The sequence below is a fragment of the Flavobacterium sp. KH_035 genome (assembly GCF_057839565.1).
The window spans coordinates 2,773,767-2,789,672 of sequence record NZ_CM174492.1; the positions used below are offsets into that span (position 1 = coordinate 2,773,767).

At 30.7% G+C, this 15,906-nt stretch carries 19 protein-coding genes and 1 pseudogene; 14 read left to right on the forward strand and 6 right to left on the reverse strand.

The window, feature by feature from the left end:
- Positions 1–96 precede the first annotated feature (96 nt).
- From AC3IS6_RS11275 to AC3IS6_RS11305, 7 genes are all read left to right on the forward strand, one after another.
- On the forward strand, positions 97–417 hold the full coding sequence (locus tag AC3IS6_RS11275) for a hypothetical protein (protein WP_291285290.1): 321 nt from the start codon (positions 97–99) through the stop codon (positions 415–417).
- A 234-nt stretch (positions 418–651) separates the two neighbouring features.
- On the forward strand, positions 652–1,134 hold the full coding sequence (locus tag AC3IS6_RS11280) for a GIY-YIG nuclease family protein (protein WP_291285289.1): 483 nt from the start codon (positions 652–654) through the stop codon (positions 1,132–1,134).
- Between the two features lie 140 nt (positions 1,135–1,274).
- On the forward strand, positions 1,275–2,321 hold the full coding sequence (locus AC3IS6_RS11285; protein ID WP_291285288.1) for an HNH endonuclease domain-containing protein: 1,047 nt from the start codon (positions 1,275–1,277) through the stop codon (positions 2,319–2,321).
- 269 nt (positions 2,322–2,590) lie between these two features.
- Complete coding sequence (locus AC3IS6_RS11290; protein WP_291285287.1) at positions 2,591–3,676, forward strand: DUF6236 family protein; 1,086 nt, start codon at positions 2,591–2,593, stop codon at positions 3,674–3,676.
- A 141-nt stretch (positions 3,677–3,817) separates the two neighbouring features.
- Positions 3,818–4,642, forward strand: a complete 825-nt coding sequence (locus AC3IS6_RS11295) for a competence protein CoiA (protein ID WP_291285286.1) — start codon at positions 3,818–3,820, stop codon at positions 4,640–4,642.
- 159 nt (positions 4,643–4,801) lie between these two features.
- Positions 4,802–5,857, forward strand: coding sequence for a DUF4238 domain-containing protein (locus AC3IS6_RS11300; RefSeq protein WP_291285285.1), 1,056 nt, complete (start codon positions 4,802–4,804; stop codon positions 5,855–5,857).
- A 201-nt stretch (positions 5,858–6,058) separates the two neighbouring features.
- Positions 6,059–6,664 (forward strand): DUF6602 domain-containing protein, encoded by a 606-nt coding sequence (locus AC3IS6_RS11305; RefSeq protein ID WP_291285284.1) that lies wholly within the window; start codon positions 6,059–6,061, stop codon positions 6,662–6,664.
- A 149-nt stretch (positions 6,665–6,813) separates the two neighbouring features.
- Here AC3IS6_RS11305 and AC3IS6_RS11310 read toward each other — a convergent pair.
- Positions 6,814–6,876: pseudogene (locus AC3IS6_RS11310) on the reverse strand (histone H1); the annotation flags it as partial.
- A 147-nt stretch (positions 6,877–7,023) separates the two neighbouring features.
- Here AC3IS6_RS11310 and AC3IS6_RS11315 point away from each other — a divergent pair.
- Positions 7,024–7,491, forward strand: coding sequence for an N-acetyltransferase (locus AC3IS6_RS11315; RefSeq protein WP_291285283.1), 468 nt, complete (start codon positions 7,024–7,026; stop codon positions 7,489–7,491).
- Entirely contained in the window at positions 7,484–8,032 is a 549-nt protein-coding gene (locus AC3IS6_RS11320) for a hypothetical protein (RefSeq protein ID WP_291285282.1), read from the forward strand. The genes AC3IS6_RS11315 and AC3IS6_RS11320 overlap by 8 nt, the downstream gene beginning before the upstream one ends.
- Positions 8,033–8,221: 189 nt before the next feature.
- On the opposite strand, the gene AC3IS6_RS11325 is transcribed toward AC3IS6_RS11320, so the two are convergent.
- On the reverse strand, positions 8,222–8,398 hold the full coding sequence (locus AC3IS6_RS11325; protein ID WP_072974225.1) for a histone H1: 177 nt from the start codon (positions 8,396–8,398) through the stop codon (positions 8,222–8,224).
- A gap of 114 nt (positions 8,399–8,512) precedes the next feature.
- Positions 8,513–10,138, reverse strand: coding sequence for a tetratricopeptide repeat protein (locus AC3IS6_RS11330; protein ID WP_489159442.1), 1,626 nt, complete (start codon positions 10,136–10,138; stop codon positions 8,513–8,515).
- A gap of 435 nt (positions 10,139–10,573) precedes the next feature.
- Here AC3IS6_RS11330 and AC3IS6_RS11335 point away from each other — a divergent pair, with 435 nt between their 5' ends.
- From AC3IS6_RS11335 to AC3IS6_RS11355, 5 genes are all read left to right on the forward strand, one after another.
- Positions 10,574–11,287 carry a hypothetical protein gene (locus AC3IS6_RS11335; RefSeq protein ID WP_489159444.1) on the forward strand — a complete coding sequence of 238 codons (714 nt, stop codon included), beginning with the start codon at positions 10,574–10,576 and terminating at the stop codon, positions 11,285–11,287.
- 2 nt (positions 11,288–11,289) lie between these two features.
- Positions 11,290–11,538 carry a hypothetical protein gene (locus AC3IS6_RS11340; RefSeq protein ID WP_489159445.1) on the forward strand — a complete coding sequence of 83 codons (249 nt, stop codon included), beginning with the start codon at positions 11,290–11,292 and terminating at the stop codon, positions 11,536–11,538.
- 43 nt (positions 11,539–11,581) lie between these two features.
- A complete protein-coding gene (locus AC3IS6_RS11345) occupies positions 11,582–12,442 on the forward strand; it encodes a helix-turn-helix domain-containing protein (protein WP_489159446.1) in 861 nt (286 codons plus the stop codon).
- A 109-nt stretch (positions 12,443–12,551) separates the two neighbouring features.
- Positions 12,552–13,232, forward strand: coding sequence for a hypothetical protein (locus AC3IS6_RS11350; RefSeq protein WP_291285278.1), 681 nt, complete (start codon positions 12,552–12,554; stop codon positions 13,230–13,232).
- Positions 13,233–13,262: 30 nt separating this feature from the next.
- Entirely contained in the window at positions 13,263–13,811 is a 549-nt protein-coding gene (locus tag AC3IS6_RS11355) for a hypothetical protein (protein WP_291285277.1), read from the forward strand.
- 12 nt (positions 13,812–13,823) lie between these two features.
- Here AC3IS6_RS11355 and chrA read toward each other — a convergent pair whose 3' ends face one another.
- The 3 genes from chrA to AC3IS6_RS11370 all read right to left on the reverse strand — a co-directional run bounded on the left by chrA (position 13,824) and on the right by AC3IS6_RS11370 (position 15,874).
- The gene (gene chrA / locus AC3IS6_RS11360; RefSeq protein WP_291285276.1) at positions 13,824–14,954 is read right to left on the reverse strand and encodes a chromate efflux transporter; all 1,131 of its coding nucleotides are present in this window, start codon (positions 14,952–14,954) and stop codon (positions 13,824–13,826) included.
- Positions 14,944–15,378: a DoxX family protein gene (locus AC3IS6_RS11365; protein WP_291285275.1), complete on the reverse strand. Its 435-nt coding sequence runs from the start codon at positions 15,376–15,378 to the stop codon at positions 14,944–14,946. The genes chrA and AC3IS6_RS11365 overlap by 11 nt, the downstream gene beginning before the upstream one ends.
- A 352-nt stretch (positions 15,379–15,730) precedes the next feature.
- Positions 15,731–15,874 (reverse strand): hypothetical protein, encoded by a 144-nt coding sequence (locus AC3IS6_RS11370; protein ID WP_291285274.1) that lies wholly within the window; start codon positions 15,872–15,874, stop codon positions 15,731–15,733.
- Positions 15,875–15,906 lie beyond the last annotated feature (32 nt).

Below are 15,906 nucleotides of genomic sequence, written 5' to 3' on the forward strand. Positions count from 1 at the left end.
AGTTAAAATTTAATTCCTCCATAAACAGAGAAAGAAATTTGCATTTTTGATTTTAGAAGAATAAAAACATTTTGAATTTAAAAACTTTTACAAATTATGGAGATAAATTTTGATGTTATTAGAATTGGAAAAATTCGTAAAGATAACACCGCAGAAATAATTCTGAAACAGAATGTTAATTTCATGAAAAGTGGAATTCGGCATTTACTTAATAATAATATTGATAATTTGGAGGAAAAAATTTGTATTGTTTTAGCTATTCCAGGAAAAGGTTACTCTATTAAAATAGTATTACAGGAAGTAAAGAAAAAGCACATTAGAAATGAGCTTAAAAACAATTTTCCCTATTCTATTTACAATGGAAAATATTCTGCTATTTTGGACAATGTAAACAATAAGATTTCTAAAGGTTACTAAGTCGAAAAAATGCTATTTAATGGATTTTAGATCATTATAATATAACCGTACACCAACTGGTGGTCTTTTGCAAAGAGTGCCTACTTAAATTGATAAAGAAATTGGTTAGCGTTTGCAACCGGTTGGAATATTATTTGATCAATTCACTTAATGGAAAGTTGGTATTGTTATAGATTATTTATAATACAAGAACGTTAGTGTCAAACTAAAACCATAACATTCAAAATCGCGATTATGAATATTAATTTACCAAGTGAAGAATTATTGGATGTACTTCATCTTGCGCAAGAACAACTTTTACGAAGTGAAAGAATTAAGTTTGAAAAAAACAGAGTTTGGCGCGAAAATAGAGTTCCAAGCTCCCCTGGAGTTTACGCACTTTTTGAAAAAAATAACAGGATATTGTATATCGGAGAAAGTGGTAATTTGCGCGAACGAATGAACGAAATAAATAGAACCGTTAATCATTCATTTCGAAGGCAATTAGGATATTCAAGATTTGGCGGTGTAAAATCAACCAAAAAATTTGAATCTGATGTAGAATCAAAACTAGATTTATTCTTTGCGGAAGAATTATATGTTGCGTTTATAGAAGTCTATTTTGGAAGATTAGAAATTGAAGCTTTCTTAATTGCTAATCATCAAGTAATTATAACAAATTCTCTGAGTAAGCGAAAATTAAAAACGGTAATGGAATATCTCGAGCAAGCACGATAGTATGGTCAGCATATAAGTACCTATAATCGTAATCGCAGAGTTTTTCAGAGTTAATGGATTAATAGATAATAATTTTAAGCATAATAAATGCACACTTTTAGCTAAATTTACTTTGAATCATTTTCATCTAAATCTGTTTTATGAACCTCCCACATTCGCAGCAACTGCCGGTAAATAAGTTAGCATCAGTATTTGCTAATACTTCTGCAAGTTATAAGTTTTACTGGTTTTTAGCTATTCTTGAACTGGTAGAAGAAGGTAACACAAATATTGAAAAAAGGAGATTATTCTCAAGAATGATTAGTAACTCTTGGTACACTGTAAATTATTTTCATGTTTCTTTTGGCAAACAAGATCTTATTCAAGATTCAGTTAGAGCTATTATACAAATAGAGAATCTTACTATAAATGAAAATAGAAACACTTTAAATACTGTTTTAGAAAATACTAATAAGACTGAAACTATCAAAATTTTAAATCATTTTGATAAAAATGTACCACACTGGTTTATTTCATCTTGGTTTTCAGGAAATCGTAATGAAATTTATTCACTTTCCCAAAATTTTGATCATGGCTGTTTTTATCGTTTAGAAAAAGATTTTATAGAGATAAATCCAATATGGATTTCTTATTTACAATCGAATGCCAAGATACTTAAAGACTTTTGCTTCTGGAATTTATCTCTATTTCTTCAGAAAAGAAATCTGAATGTTCCTGATATTCCAAATAAAATAAGCAAATCAATCACGAGAAATTCTTTAGTTAAACAAACCAACGAATATTGGAAATTAGTATTTAATGAATTGGGATCGATTGATTGTATTTTCACGAACAACCGATTAGTTTTTGACGAAAAAAAATATGCTTTGGACCATTTTGTACCTCATGCATTTGTTTCACATGATTTAATTTGGAATTTAATTCCGATAGATAAAACTTTTAATTCCTCAAAAAGAGATAAACTTCCGTCAGTAAATAAATATTTTGATAAGTTTTATAATCTTCAAAAAACAGCTTTTGAGATCGTTAAAAGCCATAACGTTAAGAATAAATACATAGAAGAGTATCTTAGTATTTTCCCTGATTTAGAAGACAATTATGAATTTGATTATCAAAGATACAAAGAAACTATTCAACCTTTGATAACTATCGCCAGCAATAATGGGTTTTCATATTTAAAAGATTAGATACAAATAATAGCAACATAAAAACAGGTATTTATACGTTAGCGAAATCCTTTATAAAAGAATTATTTTGCTATTTATTAATGATACAGATTATGGAAAACCGTAAAAGAAAATAAAAACGGTTTTGTATGTTTGGAAATTAATATCAATCAATTACATAAAGCTTTTTATAATTAGGTTTTTGATGTCATTTTAAGACATTAATATTTAGGCAATAAAAATTTAAAGTGTTCACGTACCTAACAACAATACAACTAATAATAATCGATATGGGATTTACAAAAGCATTATACTACCCGACTATAGACATTCCTGAAGAGAATTGGCTAAAATCAGCAATATTGTATTGGGACGAAATTCAGACCATTGTACCAACTTCAATCAAGACCCCTTATCAAAATAAGCTAACTCAAACACTTCATGATAAAGGCATATTAACACCTTTTGAAATAGATCCTGACAATAGACTTGTCACCGATTTATCAGAAACTGTTTTAAAATACATAAATGAAGCCTCAAATTTTTTAGTAAATGAAAATTCCGAAAATGTAAGAATTCATACGGAAAAATTACCGAGAGAATTTAGGATGCATCCTGAAAAACTACCTCACGAAATCAGACATTTAATTGAACAAAATATTGATAACGAAGGCTGGTTTAGAACCAATAGCGAATTTGGTTCTTTTTATATGAGTTTGCTTGCGAATAAAATTTGTGAAGACAGGTCATTTGCCCTATTGACAGACAATTCAATAGCTTCAAATTTGACAGAACAAGCCAGACTTGACAATAGAGTTCAATTTGGAGCAAGAGATTATTACAGACGGAACGACAGAACAACATTACATCTTGCACAAGGATTATTGACAAACTTAATTGTAAAAGGTATCAAATTAGCACCAGATACAAGTGTTGAAAAAATAATTGATTTCAAAAATAATCATAAAGATGAGTTGGGACAATTTAGAACTAACTTATTGAAACTTGTAAACAATGTAAATAAAGAAAGTTCATTAGATGCAATTCAACAGCAAGTAAGTGATATTTATAACGACGAGTTCTTACCAGGATTAAATAATTTAGAGAAAGCCTTAGACGGTTCGCAAATAAAATGGTTTTCAGATACAATTTTGAAAGTTGGTTTAATTTCAACAGGAGCAACTGCATTTTTACCTACAATGTTAGGCCTTACAATTCCACAAGCATTGTTTGCGGGAGCTGGTATTTCAGTTATTGCAACTAAAATTATGTTTAATCAAGACAAGGCAGAAAGAATAAGGACTAGTCCATATTCGTACTTAATGAGTGTTGAAAAAGAACTAAATAAACATTCGATGAAAAACATAATAATATAGAAGGTCTGCCAACAAGGGTTTTGCAAAAAGAGGGTTCAATTCTAAACTTAACATTTGTTTTTCTAATTCCTCTTCTTTGCAAAGTCTGAGCCTGTTGATGGCAATCCAACAAAACTCCTCACTAAAAAATGCAAATTTGAAATGAAGTTCGCAATAATTGATGGTCATAAAATTGAGGCTTCTAAAGGGGCTAAAGGTTTCTGCCAAAGTTGCGGAGCAGAAATGATTGCGAAATGCGGAGAGTTTAAAATAAATCATTGGGCGCACAAAAAAATTCGCCAATGTGACATCTGGTGGGAAACCGAAACAGAATGGCATCGTGAATGGAAAGGAAATTTCCCAATTGAATGGCAGGAAATTATTCAATTTGACAGCCTAACAAACGAAAAACATATAGCCGATGTCCGAACAGATAAAGGTTTGGTTATCGAATTTCAGCATTCGCATATCAATCCAATTGAGCGCAGACAACGCGAGGATTTCTACAAGAATATGATCTGGATTGTTGATGGAACAAGATTGCAAAGAGATATTCCAAGATTTATTAAAGCACAAAAAGATTTTGTCTCTATGGAAAATCCCAGCATATTTGGGATTGAATTCGCAGACGAATGTTTTCCTAAAAATTGGCTAGGCAGTTCTGTTCCTGTTATATTCGATTTTAAAGGAACTGCGTTAATAGGAAATAAAAAAAGCAATAGAACGCTTCTTTATTGTATTTTTCCTGTTCAATCAGACTGGTTAACAGTATTCGCAGAAATATCTCGCAAAGCTCTTATTAAAAGCATAATTGACGGTGAATGGCAAACAAGATATGCCAATTTTATGAATGATTTGTCCGAACGTAATAAAATCAAAGCGCAGCAAGCAAAATTAGAATTAGAAAGACAACAAATGCGATCAAGGTATCAGTTTAATCAATTATTATTAGGGCGTAGATTCACTGGAAGAAGAAGACGTTTTTGAGTTTCATCAGTGTAATGCCGCAAACAAAGGTTTTGGGTAACGGCGGTTTTTATTTTCTGATCCTAAATTACTAAACCTAATTAATATATCATACGACAAAGCGCTAAAGTCGCAGCCACAGCGCAAAGCCGATGTGAATTAACCTGTTAAACATTAAATATGGCAGAAAAGAAAAAACAACATTTTGTTCCTAAACTTTTATTAAGACATTTTTCAAACGAAATAAAAAAAGCAAAAATTAATATTTTTAATGTAGAAACTGAGTTTTATAGAGTTAATTGCCCTTTAGATTCGCAAGCACAAGAAGATTATTTTTATGGAGAAGATAAAGTTATAGAAGATGCTTTAGGAAAAATAGAGGATTCTGCAGCACCTATAATAGCGGAAATAATAAACGAAAAAAAAACACCTGCGAGAAATTCTGAAAAATATATTTTACTGCATCTTTTTAGTATAATTCTTTCATACAGAACAAAAAACTCTTCGGAAAAACTTAATGAAGTTGTAGACAAAACAATTAAAGAGCTTGCTAAATATGACGATAGATTAGGTGCACTTATTAAGGATGATTTAAGTATTAAACTTAAGAATGCTCCTGCACAATCACTTTCTGCAGTTGCCAAAGGAGTTAAATATGCTAATGATTTAGAATTAATTTTATTAATTAATAATACTAAAAAAAAGTTTATTACGTCTGATAACCCATGTAATCGATATAATCAATATTTAGAAAGTAGAAATCATCCTGGTAGCCATCTCGGTCTTTTTTCAAAAGGATTACAATTCTTTTTCCCTATATCGCCAGATTTAATGCTTGTATATTACGACAAATGGGCTTACAAATTTGGAAACAAGAAAGATAAAGAAATCTTTTTAACAAATGAAAATGATATCAACCAACTAAATCTTTTACAATTAGCTAATTGTCATAAAATATGCATTTTTGACGATTCTGTATCAGAAATGTATTTAAAAAATCTTAATAGTAAAGTGAATAACTTGAGACAAATAGATAAAAGCAAATTATATGAAAGTGGTAAAAGACACCTAGATTTAGATGGAAATGAACATATTAAATTCATACACCAGGCAGAAGACAGAAGGCTTAATATGAAACTAAGCTTTGTAAAAGAACCACAAGGAGCCAAATCTCATAAACTAAATAATTTGTTGGTTCAATTAAGAAATGAAAATATGAGAAATTTTAAAGGCTGATCTAAAGAGTTGAACATATCCTAGGAATGTTGCCAGAAAACTTAAAAAAATAAGAACTTAAAAAATAATTTATCAGAGAATGGATTAATGATAGATTTGATGCAAATTTTACCGAAGCAGATTTATCAGAGTAATCCAATAATAAAACTTAATTAATCCAAAACCTTATCTTAGCATGGGAACAAAGGTAATAAAGCAAATATGCATAAAAGACAAATTGAAATAGTAGAATTCTCTGAAAAAGTTTACCATTCTGGATTACGCCATAAAGGTATTAACGGATCTTTGTATGAGGATTTTTTTATTCAAATTTTAAGAGAAGAATTACCAAAATTTGATTTTTATAAAGGACAAATAAAAGGCGAATTAAAGTCCTCTCCACAATATGATATTATAATCTGTAAAAAAGGAACGCCACAGCCAGAGTTTCTGAAAAGAGTTAATCCTTTAGTAAATATAGTTTCTGCTGAAAATTGTTACGGCGTTATTGAACTTAAAAAATGGGCATTCCCAAAAATGATAATGCAAAATGGGGAGATTCAAAATGCTTATAATAAATTTAAGTTAGGACATTCAAAACTAAAATATTTTTTTGTTGCCCTTAGATTCAAAGACAGGAAAAAAGGCAATGAAAATTGGAATAGCTTGAAGTCACAACTAGATGTAGACGGAAAATTTTGTTTTTTTGGGCGAACTGAGCATTCAAATAAGGAATGGATAACTTGGTCAGAAGATTTGATAAAAAAACATCAAGCTTACAATGGAGAATTTGAAAAATTAATATTCGAAATCAGCAACATCAATTAACTGCTGCTAAGCCAAATTCTTGATTTTCATAATATGAAATTTTTGCTTTTTGATTATAAATCGAAACCAAAAAAATGTTGAATCAATTACAGCTAATCTAAAATAAAGGGTTGCTATTAGAAAACACTCCACTAAGAGTAAAATGAATCTTATTTTTTCGACTCATCAATAGAAGCTTTTCTAAACTCTTTTAAAAGTTTTTCAATTTCTAAAGTTAATTAATGTCATCTTAATACATATCATACAAGCATTACCATTTAAATTATTAACCAAATAAAAGTTGTTCTTCGATTTTCCAAAAAACGTAAACTTAACAGTAAATGTTTCCGTTATAAGTAAACTATTTGTAAATTTGTGAAATGACAATTCAAGAAACTTCTTCGGGGAAAATTTATAATGTAGAAATTCTGCCAGTAGAAGATATTGATTTTAAGTCTATAGATAAAAAACGCTATTTTTTCGATTGGAAGACTGAAAAGGCTTATGAAATCTATAAGTTAAAAATTATCAATTCAAATGATATTCTAGGAATTATTTCTTTGGAAAGAATACCTCAGGAATGGAGAATCCATATTAGACTATTAACGGTTTCATTAGAAAATAAAGGTACGAATAAGAAATTTGATAATATTGCTGCAAACTTAATTACCCATGCTGCGAAAATTGCAGTAGCAGAATATGCAGAGTTAGCCTGCGTATCACTCAAACCAAAAAGTAATATTGCCCAGCATTATATCGACAAATACAATATGAATATAACCGGAATGACTTTGAGTCTTGAGGTTCCAGAAATTTTAAACTTGATAAACACATACGATAATGAATAAGAAAGTAAATATTGAAGATATTGAATTTGGAGTAGATTCAAGATACAAATCAAATTCAGAACGTGATACTGATGGAGCGGCTTTAATGGAAGCACGTTTACAACGAATTAAAAACTTACCCATAGATCAGGTTATTCGTGCCAAACTATTACAATTAAAATTAAAAATGGAAGCTTATATAAGCAAACCGACTTATGATAATCACCACTATTTTTCAGAATTCTTATCGGCATATATTGATACTATTTACAATAAGAGAAGTAGTTTTGCAAAAGATATTGATATAACTCCAGTAAGTTTAAGTCAAGTCATAAACAATCACAGAGAACCTAAAGAAGAATTTATTCTGAAGTTAATGATACATTCTGAAAAAACATATCAGAATGTTTGTGAGTTCCATAAAAAGACATGGTTTCAGGTTTATTTTCATGAAAAAATTTGCGATACTATGTCAACACAAGACAAATGGAGGCCAAAAATTGAAAAGCATGTAAAATTTAGTGAATCTCTAAAGTTAGAAACTGTCGATAACATCCGATAACCAAACAGATAATAGCAATTATTCTTTTAAGTTCTAATTGTTACTTTTATTAACGTTAGAATCTCAGAGATTAAAATTACTTACAGATTTATTAAGATCTATTACAAGAGTCATAATAAATTTACTTATTACAAAAAAAGCCTTTTCGGAAAAATCGGAAAGGCTTTTTAAGTAAAGTAAAGATTGAAATTATTTTTTCGACTCCTCGATAGAAACTTTTCTAAACTCTTTTAATAGTTTTTCAATTTCTAAAGTTGATTTACGAGCTCTCGCTCCAGCTGCTTTAACACCTTTTTCAATTAGTGAATCCGATTCTGTTTTAAATGTTTCGATTTCGGCGTTTATTTTAGCTACTAAATCTTTCATGATATGTTTTTATTAAATTAAGGCAGCGAAAATAAAACTTTGCTTGTTATATTGCAACTTTGCTGCAAAAATTAAAAACGTTTTTAATTCATAATTATTATAGGAATTATTTATTCAAAGAATCTTATTTTCCTGAGACATCTTATTTAGTTCTTCAATGAAATAAGACGTTGGACAGCCAGCTTCTGCAAAAAAAGCCTGAGTAAATGTTTTAGTACTGCTAAAGCCAACTTCTTCAGCCAATGCACTATTGGAATATTTCCTTATTTTACTATCCTCTTTTAACAACTTTATTAGATAATTGATTTTAAGATCAGCAATGTATCTCACAAATTTCTTTCCTCTGTATTGATAAATTATCTTTGATAAATATTTTGAATTGGAATTGAAGATTGCAGCAAGCTTTGCGGAAGTCAGGTCCTTTGCTAGAAATTTTTTATCTTTTTCGAATTTTTCCAATTGTTTAAGTATATCTGCAACAGTATCTTTATTTATATTTCCAATTCCTTTATTTTCATTTCTGAATTCTACTTTAGAAACAGCCTCGTTTTTTGCCATCAATTCCTCAAATTTTTGCCTGTAAACATTCTTATTTCTGATATGCCTGTAAGCAATGAATGATACGATTAAAAATAATACTACTACGATAGCAGTAAAAATAAAATCATTATACTTCCTCTTATTAAATAAATCTTCAATATCCTGCTTCTCTTTTAGTAAGACTTTTGTATCATACACTTTGCGAACTCTGCCGGAAAGATATCTAAACCTATTATCCAGCACACTGTCTGCTTTAAGTAATTTCTCAATGTAATAAAGCTGTTTCTGCAAGTTGTTTTTAGATTTATAATATTTGATAATCAGTTCATAGTTCTGACGCAAGTCGGGACGTATATATCCTTTATCATCAAAAATCTTATCAACTTTTAAAAAATACAGCAAAGCCATTTCTGGTTTATGGAGATCCCAATAGCTTTTTCCAATGTAAAAATAACCAACAGATTCATTTGCAAAATCCTTGTTTTTATTTATGGTCGGAATTGAATAGGCAATCTTTTTTATAGCTGAGGTATAATTATTTTTAAAATATTGATTAATACCTTCTGAATGAATGAAGTAATCTTTCATTTCATTATTGTCTAATCTTATTCCTTCCTGAATACCCTTTTCATTTATTTCAGAACATAAGCCGTAATTACCAATTCTGTTATAACACAAACCAAGTAAATGCAATGAATTCAAATATGCTCTTGAATTCTTTTCTTTAAAATAATCAATGCATTCGGTATAGAGAGAAATTGCCTCATCATAGAATCCGAGATAATACTTTACACCTGCAATATTATATTTAACTTTATAAGTTAGATACTTGTCGCTGGTTTTCGAAATATAATTATCGGCTGCAAGATAATTATCAAGAGCATGTTTATGTTTTTTCTGTCCATAGTAAACAATTCCTTTTGAAAGATAAGCAGAGCCAATAAGAGCATTATCATTGGCTTTTTTAGCAGTATAAATCATACTGTCAGCATATACCAATTTTAATTTTTCAGAAGAATAGAATAAAAAATTTTTATATCCATTTACAATTTCCTTGGAATTTTTATCCGTTTTTGCCTTGTTCAAAAAGTATTGAAGATAATATGCTTGTTTTATTTTATCCTCAGCCGTAGCTTCTATACATTCAAAAAGGTAATCATAATTTTTTCTTTGAAGCGTATCGGAAATTTTCGATTCCATTTCCTGCGCATACAATTGATTTCCAAAGCAAAGAATTACTAATAATATATAATTTTTAATCATAAGTTAAATTAAAAAATGAGACATTATTTGATGTGAAAATGCATTTTTATCAGCGAAAAACACTATTTGGTAAATATAATATTGTGTTTTGTTCAAAACAGTATCAGTAATAACGTAATGTATTGATAATTAGTGTGTTTTTGATTAAAAAAGGTGTGTCGATTTTCGGAAAATCGATACCCTAAATTCGGAAAATCCACATACAACGTTTTGCAAATCAAAAATTCTACTTCTAGATTTGTCTTGAATTCAATAGCAAAAACATTTGGCATCGTGCCGGATTAAAGTTCTGCTAACCCGGGTGAAATGAACTGACTGAAAAAAAAACAGTCTTTACATTTAACACTTTTAATCATGAAAAATCTTTTATTATTGCTAGTTGTATTAGCATCACTACTTGTTTCTTGTACCAGTGAGAGTATTGATAATGCCAAAATTTTAGATGATGGTCTTATTGAAAATAAATTTAAAAAAACAGCAAAGCTACTTCAGACACTAAGTCCTGAAAATCCAGCTAATGAATATGACATAGCAGGTAAAATACATAATGACATCCTTGATGTTTACTTGTCTGGAAATTATACTTTCAATACGATTGCTCAAATCAGCCAAAAAGTAGATTCTATCTCGGTTCTGAATAACGATCTATTAAATATGGCAACAAGTCTTCCCTGCAACTTTCAGGAAATTCAAGAAATTGTCGATGATCCTCAAATAAAATTAGAGCAGGCGATTGCAAATTCCTCAATGACAAATGCCGCTAAAATTTCTCTTTCCAACTTTATGGATTCCATACTGTTATGGGAAACTAATGAATATGCTATCATTCATCAATCCATAGTCTCATTCGAGGCTTCCGTTATATCCAACACACAGTTTAGCAATGAGGATAAGAGAATCATTCTCACGACTTCCTCTATAGCAAGATATTCATCGTATTATGCTAAAGAACGCAAAGATAAGGATTGGGAGACTTCTGTTGGAAATCGTGTTGGAGCGCTACAAGGTGCAGTAGCAAATTCTTCAACTGCGATTAATAAATCAATAGTGACAGGACTCATAATTCAAAATCTCCAAACAGAATAGTTATGTATATAACTGAGTCGATTGAAAAACAATTGAAATATGTGTATTGCGTGTTTTTGATTCTTTTCAATATTGTGAGCCTTTATTTCATCATAGATCTTTTATCCTATGATGAAATAATAGGCTATTTAACCGATGGCGGGATAAAAACTGATTCTCCCAGAAAATTGGCATATCTATTTTTTGTAAACGGCATTTCAAATTTATTGTTCGTTTGCATTTCATTGATGGCCAGATTATTCGAAAAGTAATACTTACTAGAACAATTAAATCAAACATTTTAAAGCGCTTATTTTGGCATCTCTAAAATCAAAATATAACCCATCAGGCATACAAGTCTACATCTTCGAAACGTTCTCCTCCAGAATTGCTTTTAAAGAATCAATTATATTGAATCGATTTACCGTTTTGATTATAAATTCCGGAGCAGTATGCCTGTTGGTCAACAGTAAAAAGATTCATTTATTTATCAACGAACTAATCGTTATTCCAAAAAAGTCTATTTGTGAAGTTTTAATAATGAGCAATCAATTGCAGATTTGCCAGCTTTCATTCTCTTCGGAGTTTGCTTTTACTAATAGTATAAGATGGCCGCACATAGGATATTTTGAATTTTTTATTGCAAAAAATACTTCCAAGATTTTTCTCAAAAATAAAGAAATTGGATTACTTGTAGATCTGCTTAAATTAATCAATAGTAAGGTCAGAAGTTCAAATAAGAATATTTTGAAAAAGGAAACATTGCTTTTGAGTTTTAATCTTTTCCTTTATGAACTGGCTGGAACATATTATCGGTCATCTTGGTATGATAATGTCAAACATACTGGAAATGAAAAAATAGTTATCCATTTTTTTAGGTTATTAGAACTAAACTGCCGAAAAGAACACAGTGTAAAATTCTATGCAAATATCCTAAATGTTACTGCAGGGCATCTTACTAAAACTGTCAAACAGGTTACGGAGATCACAGCGAAACAATGCATTGAGAATGCAATTATTCTGGAGGCCAAAATCCTGCTTCAAAATAATGATTTAACCATTTTATATATTTCAGAAGAACTGAAATTTGCCAATACTTCTTTTTTCAGTACTTTTTTTAAGAAGCATACTTCCCTGTCTCCTTCCGAATACCGTTTACGATTAAATTCTAATTAAATATTAACAACACATGTTTTGAGCGGGTTAAGAATGTTCTATAAGCATTGATTTAGAGTACTGTCGATTACAATTCGAGAGAAATATTTACTAAATAAAAGTAAAAGAAATGACTCAAACCTATCTTTTAGAATGGATGGACTTAACGGTTACTTCAACCCTTAATCCCAACAAGACCGATCTTACTATGATTTCTCCAATTCAATCCCGAGAGATTATTGAAAAAGCGAATGAACAAACATTTTTTATTCAGTCACAGTTTACTATACAGGTTTTTTCACTTACTAAGGAGAAACAGATAAAAATCTTAGTTGGAAATTATTATTCTACATTACTATTTCTTTTAGATAAAATCACAGAAATAACTAAAAGTAATGATTTACACAGAGATAGTCTAAAAGAAGTAACAACTACTTTAATATCCTGTTTGAATGAATTAATAATTTTTGTAGAATCAAGATTCGCAAACTATTTAACGGCACCTTTCCAAATTATCGAAAGGAAAACAAATAGCCCTGTAGTAATGAATGGCATTTCTGGTAAAGTTTTATGCAAACTTTCAACTGATCAAACAGCCTTAATTTTAAGGGCATCCGATGAATTAAAAATTCTTATTTCAAAATCAATGAATCATTTATTTAAAACCATAGTCCCTTTTTTATCCACTCCAAATAAAACAGATCTGTCTTATAATGCCATGCGCAGCAAGGCATATGTTTTTGAAGAAAGGGATAAGCAAATAGCAATTGAAACATTGGAACGCATGATCAAACAAATCAAAGAATATTAATAAAATATTACTAATTTAAAATTTAAAAACATGAAAAAGCTATCATATATTTTAACTACAGTGATTTTAATAATCACAGGCTGTGAGTCTAAAAAACTGGATAAGAAATTGGCTACTGCCATTATTCTGGAAAAAAATCATTATCCAATTATTGTAGACCATGATATTTTTTGTGGCGATCCCGCGCATGCTTATACCATTTTTAAATCCGGTCTCGTAGAAAAAGGATTTGTAAAAGTGCTTCAAAGCAAGAAACTTGGAGATACAACTTCGTTTGTGAGTTTTACTCCTGCAGCAAAACCGTATTTAATGCCTACACCTAAAGTTGATAAAGAACATAAAATTCAGCGTGTAAAAGTAGCTGATGAAGAATTTGGAGCAATTAAGGAAATCAGAATTATGAGCACTGGTAATAAGGCAATTGTAGAATATACTACAATTCGAAGAAAGAATGTTTTTGCTGCTGCCATTAAAAATGGTTTGAAAGATACACTCAATCATGAAGTCTATTTTATACTAACAGATGATGGCTGGGAGCTCATGGATAAAAAGTCGGAGATTGAATTTTTATCATTTTAGAATAGGGACATTTTAAAATTGGAACAACAAATAACCCAACAAAGAACCTCCTAAAACTACAAAAGCACTATTCAATTTCTTGTATCCAAATGCAATCGTTATACTTAAAACTGCAATTAAAACTGTTCGCCAATCCGTAATAGTCTCTTTACCCATATCAAAACAAGCGGCTATAATTATAGCTACCGAAGCCACATTAACTGCGTCTAAAAATGCAGAGAATAGTTTTGAATTTCGCATTTTCTTTACAATTGGGTTGAGCAATGCGACAAAAGCAAATGATGGCAAAAATATTGCGATTGTAGAAACGATAGCTCCTGACCAACCGTTAATTTGATAACCAATAAATGTAACTGATGAAAAAACGGGTCCGGGTGTGAATTGTCCAACCGCAATGGCATCAATTAATTGCTGTCTTGTTAAGAACCCTGTCGAAACTAATTCTGTGTCGAGAAATGCAAACAAAACATAACCGCTTCCGTAAAGTATAGCGCCGATTTTTAGAAAAATCCAAAATAGGTTTGCATTGGCTACTGAAAGTGGGACTGTATTTGTTATCTGCAATAAAGTGAATGGCAGAAAACCATTGATATTATTTTGCTTACTGTTTCGCAGATAAGCCAAAAGCAAAGCCAAGAATCCTGCTCCAAACATCAGATAGATTTCGTAGATACTCAATAATGCTCCAGCCAAAACAAGTAATCCGATGATGATGAGTTCTGCCGATTTTAAAGATTTTTTAGCCAATGGAAAAATTGCTCCCAATATGATGGCGATAATGGCAGGTTTTATTCCGTAAATAAAAGGCTGTACTTCGGGGATTTGGCCGTACTGTTTGTAGAGATAAGCGAAAAATCCTGTTATAAAAACGGCTGGTAAAATGAAGCAAAGACCTGCGATTATCAAACCTTTCCAACCACCTTTTTCGTGTCCGATGTGGATTGCCATTTCCGTGCTGTTGGGCCCAGGGATTAAGTTGGTTGCACCAACCAAGTCCAAAAAATGTTGCTCGGTGAACCATTTTCTTTTTATAACCACTTCGTCCTGCATCATTGCAATATGTGCAGCGGGGCCACCAAAACCAATAATGCCCAGTTTTAGAAAAAGTTTGGCGATGTCTTTTAAAGTTGCATTATGCTTCATTTTTTGCCACAGTTTTGTCCACCGACCATAGGCCACCGCCTTTGATCAACAAAAAGATACTGCCCAACAGCATCGCCCAGTCTGTACGGCTTCCATGCATCATTTCCCAAAAACCTTTTTCTGCTAAAACTTCCGATTTGGTTGTCGCAATTGCTACAAGCATTATAATAATAAGTGGGATACTTGCCAATCTTGTCAAAAGTCCAATAAGGATAAGTATTCCACAGGCGATTTCAAAAGTACCAACAAAACTTCCTAAAAATTCAGGCGATGTCAAACCAATTTTTTCAAACCGTCCTGCACCACGAATAGCAGGAAATAAAAATTTCTGAATACCCTCTGAAAGAAATACCATACCTACCATTAGACGGATAAGCACGGTGGTTTTTGAGAGATCTGTCTTAATTATCCTGGATAATATCATACTTAGTTTAATTTATTTACTTTCTTTCGGAAATTCACATTATTAAGCAAATTTATCAAATATTAAAAAGAGAATACTAATCAGGCGATGTTCTTTTACTTCTTTTTTTTGGTCGATGTGTGAAAAGAAAATAAGTCCTTGCACACCTAATTATTGAGATAAAGAATGTCTCACACAATAATGTCTCAATTTGTTGGTAAAATGTAAGGAAAGGGAATTGTGGAGTGGTGCATTTTGACAAAGGGACGTACCAATTTTAACCGCAAAAATGCATTTCCGGCCGTGGCGAGGAATTACTTTTTTGGTGCCCGCTTTTTTAGTTCAGGCTATATTTTAACTTCAATTTTTATAATTAGGGCAAATTATTTGACTTTACTACAACAAAATTTGCAACCCTGTCCTTGATAAGCCATTTTCCATTTATCTTAACATAGTTATCATCATATTTTACACTATAATCCGTTAGAACATCTTTTCCTTCAATTTTTCTGATCATTTTAATTTTAGCGTAAGAAACTTTTGATAATA